At 30.4% G+C, this 3,497-nt stretch carries 4 protein-coding genes; all 4 read right to left on the bottom strand.

Annotated features, from left to right (window positions below):
* Positions 1-911: acyltransferase family protein (locus H6A61_RS15035; protein ID WP_204394706.1), on the bottom strand; the 911-nt coding region annotated here is incomplete at its 3' end.
* A 14-nt stretch (positions 912-925) separates the two neighbouring features.
* Entirely contained in the window at positions 926-1,480 is a 555-nt protein-coding gene (locus tag H6A61_RS15040) for a WcaF family extracellular polysaccharide biosynthesis acetyltransferase (protein WP_204394707.1), read from the bottom strand.
* 11 nt (positions 1,481-1,491) lie between these two features.
* Positions 1,492-2,628 carry a glycosyltransferase gene (locus H6A61_RS15045; RefSeq protein ID WP_204394709.1) on the bottom strand — a complete coding sequence of 379 codons (1,137 nt, stop codon included), beginning with the start codon at positions 2,626-2,628 and terminating at the stop codon, positions 1,492-1,494.
* Between the two features lie 5 nt (positions 2,629-2,633).
* The coding region (locus tag H6A61_RS15050; protein WP_204394710.1) for a glycosyltransferase at positions 2,634-3,497 on the bottom strand (864 nt) is incomplete at its 5' end.

Consider the following 3,497-nt stretch of genomic DNA (forward strand, 5'->3'; position numbering starts at 1 on the left):
CATACACCTGTCAATACAATAATAGAAATAAGAATAAAATGCTCCTTTAAACCCAATTCCCTATAAGAGCATATTAATGCCGCATGTGTATAATATATTGTCATACTACAAAGTCCCAACTGTATAAATACATTTCTTATTATCGGTATGTATGCAATCCCTTTTGAAATAATGAGAAATAAATAAGTAAAAGAAACAGGAATAACTATATCTAAAATATAATTATTAAACTCCATAGATTTCATATTAAGTTTATAATTTACCCCCATATAAACATTTATTAAAATAATAAAAATAGGAATTACTCCAATAAAAGATATCTTTCTATCTGACAAATTTACTTTCTTTAAGTAGTCACCTATAGCTATGAATATCAAAGCTCCAAAACCTTCATCAATTCCCCATGGCAATGGAATCGGTAACAATTTAAATACATTAGTATGAATAAGCATATATGCAGCCAAAAGTATATAAATTTTGTATTTACTCTCCCTAATAGTACCATAAAATAACAATCCCATCATTAAAGCATTAATAAACCAATACGGAAATGAGTATATAGTTACATTATTTCCCCCTGCATACAGTACTCTTGCTATATTTTTCAGTACTCCTTCAGGTCTGTAAATAATATAAAAAACTATGCAGTATGTGAAAAAAGGCACTATAAATTTCTTGAATCTGTTCAGAATCTTTTGCACTGAATCTTTATCACTCTTTTTTATACTAAAGAAAAGTGTCTTCATATCATTAAAAGATATAAATCTTTGAGTCAGATATCCACTAATCATAAAGAATGCTGGCATGTGAAACCAATAAACATCGAAGCCAATGTTAACTCCTATATGACCTGTAACTACGAATATTATTAAAATACCTTTGAGTATGTCATATTCTATTTTTCTTTCCATTTGGGAAATTGTTTTTACACTATATTTCTTTTTCTTACTATTCTAGCGGGATTCCCCTGATAAATTCCATACTCCTCCATATCTTTGGTGGCAACAGAACCAACAGTAAGAATAGAATGGCATTTTGCAGTAACCCCCGGACAAACCACTGTCTTAGCCCCAATCCAAGCGCCATCTTCTATCACAATAGGAGCGTTCCTATAATCAAACGTTGAAAGCGTATAATCATGATTACCAGTAAGTAATAATGCACCTTGCGAAATGCATACATCATTTCCTATAGTCACATAATCTAAATTATCAATCCAACATTTTTCACCCAGCCACACATCATTTCCTATAGTAAGTTTCCAAGGAAACTTTATACACACATTATTTTTTATTACCAGTCCTTTTCCTATTTTTGCTCCGAAAACTCTAAGCAGGAATATTTTAATATCCATAAAAGGATTCCACGATGCTCTTACAAATAAGGCATTAATGAAATACCAAAGTATCATTTTACAAGTTCCTGCACCTTTATCAAAATTACCTGTTGTAAAAGTTTTTAATTGAACTCTATTACTCATATTAGTATGAATCACTTATTATAGAAAACAAAAGAAGGTTTATCTTTGCTATAGCATATCCATTCATAAAGAGTTTTAAATTTCCTTGCGACCTCTTCAATTGAATAATTATCAATCATAAGTTTACGTCCTCTTTTACCCATCTCATTTAATTCATCCTGTTTAGTAAACATAGCTTCCTTTATAGCAGAAGTAATAGCCTTTTGGCTATAATCTACCCACCATCCACATCCATAAGTTACAAGTTCCTCCCAAGGAGCACCTTTTGTAGCTATACATGGAATTTCACGAATAAGTCCTTCCAAAACGACATTACCTAAATTTTCAAATTCACTTGGCATAGCCAGAACTGATATTGAAGCTATGGCTTCATCTTTTTCCTTACCTGATAGAAATCCTGTAAATCTGACATTTTGAAGCTTAAGTCTATTTACTTCATCTTTCAGAAATTTCTCATATTTATCATCACCACCACCTATTATAATTAGTTCTGCATCTTTACAGACATCTTTCAACTCATGAAAAGCATAAATCAAACTTTCTACATTCTTTCTTGGCGACAACCTACCAAGATAACCTAACCTGAAAATATCATTCCTTTTCTTCTCTTTATACTCCTTAATTTCTATAGGATTGGGAATAATGGCAATAGGAGAAGTAACACCAAGATTTCTACAATGTTCCATTTCCTCATTACATGTCACTTGCACACATGCAGCCCTATTCAAATCATCCAACAGTCTCAATTTTAATGATAACATTTTAAAGAACTTGTTGGATTTTCGTATATCCTGTGGATAAAGCATTCCCCTTGGCGTAATAATATATGGTTTTCTTAATGCTCTAGCTACATCAACAATAGCGTAAGTAGGATATTGCCATACTCCCTGAGCATGATAAAGATCATATATACCTAAAGCATTTATCTCTTTTTTAAGAGTAGGAGAGTATGCCAGTTTATGTTCAATAGGGGCTTTGGCATAATGTACTTTAACGTTTTCTCCCCTAAGTTTTCCAGTTTCACTAAGAGTATACATTATTATTTCTGTATCTACTCCTTGCTGATTAAGTCCCAATAAAGTGTTATAAGTACTCATTGCAGGACCACCAGCATTGACATCAAGAGTACCAATATGGAGAACTTTCATATTTTTCAAATTATTTCATTATATAAATCTAAATATTGTGACGCTATACAATTAACATTAAAACGTTTTACGTTTTCTATTCCTTTTGCAACTATTTCTAGATATTCTGTAATAGCTTTCTTATACCCTTCTCTAATTGAATCCAAATCATAAGGATTTACAAAAATTGCACCATTATCAGCAACCGATTTCATTGGCTCCAAATTACTAGTAACGACAACTCTTCCAATGGCTTGTCCTTCAATAATAGGCATACCAAACCCTTCGTATGTAGAAATGAAATTTACGATATCACATTGTTTATATTCTTCCAATAATTCTTTATCACTAATATTAAATACATTAGAATAGGAAATTCCAGAGTTATTGAGTAAATCTATTTGTTTTGCAGATAATTTTCCGACAATCCTTAAATGACAATTTATATCTTTTAATGCTATTACCGTGTTATCCAAATTCTTATTTTTCTTAGTCCCAATATGTAATATTATGGGTTTCTCTATATTTAAAGATTTAGGAGAAAATAGAAATGAAGGATCTACTGGATTAAAAATTACCTTTGAATGTTTAATCATAACCATTGAATTTGTTTCGTTCATAGTCTGTGTTGATATAAAAGTCACAAATCTTGCCAATGATAATGTTTTAATCCATAAAAGTTTTTTAATCCATGAATGTATTTTACTTTTATTTGCAGTAATTATAGAACCAACATCATGTACAGTAACTATTGTTTTTTCTTTTGGAAGAAATGGTAATAAATAATGTTCAGTTCCTGTAATATGAATTATATCGTAATTATTATTTTTCAAATATTTATATACAAATAAAATGTTTGTATATAAACTTTTTATTCCATAACCATACGC

Source organism: Bacteroides caecigallinarum (assembly GCF_016901995.1).
Lineage (GTDB): Bacteria > Bacteroidota > Bacteroidia > Bacteroidales > Bacteroidaceae > Phocaeicola > Phocaeicola cellulolyticus.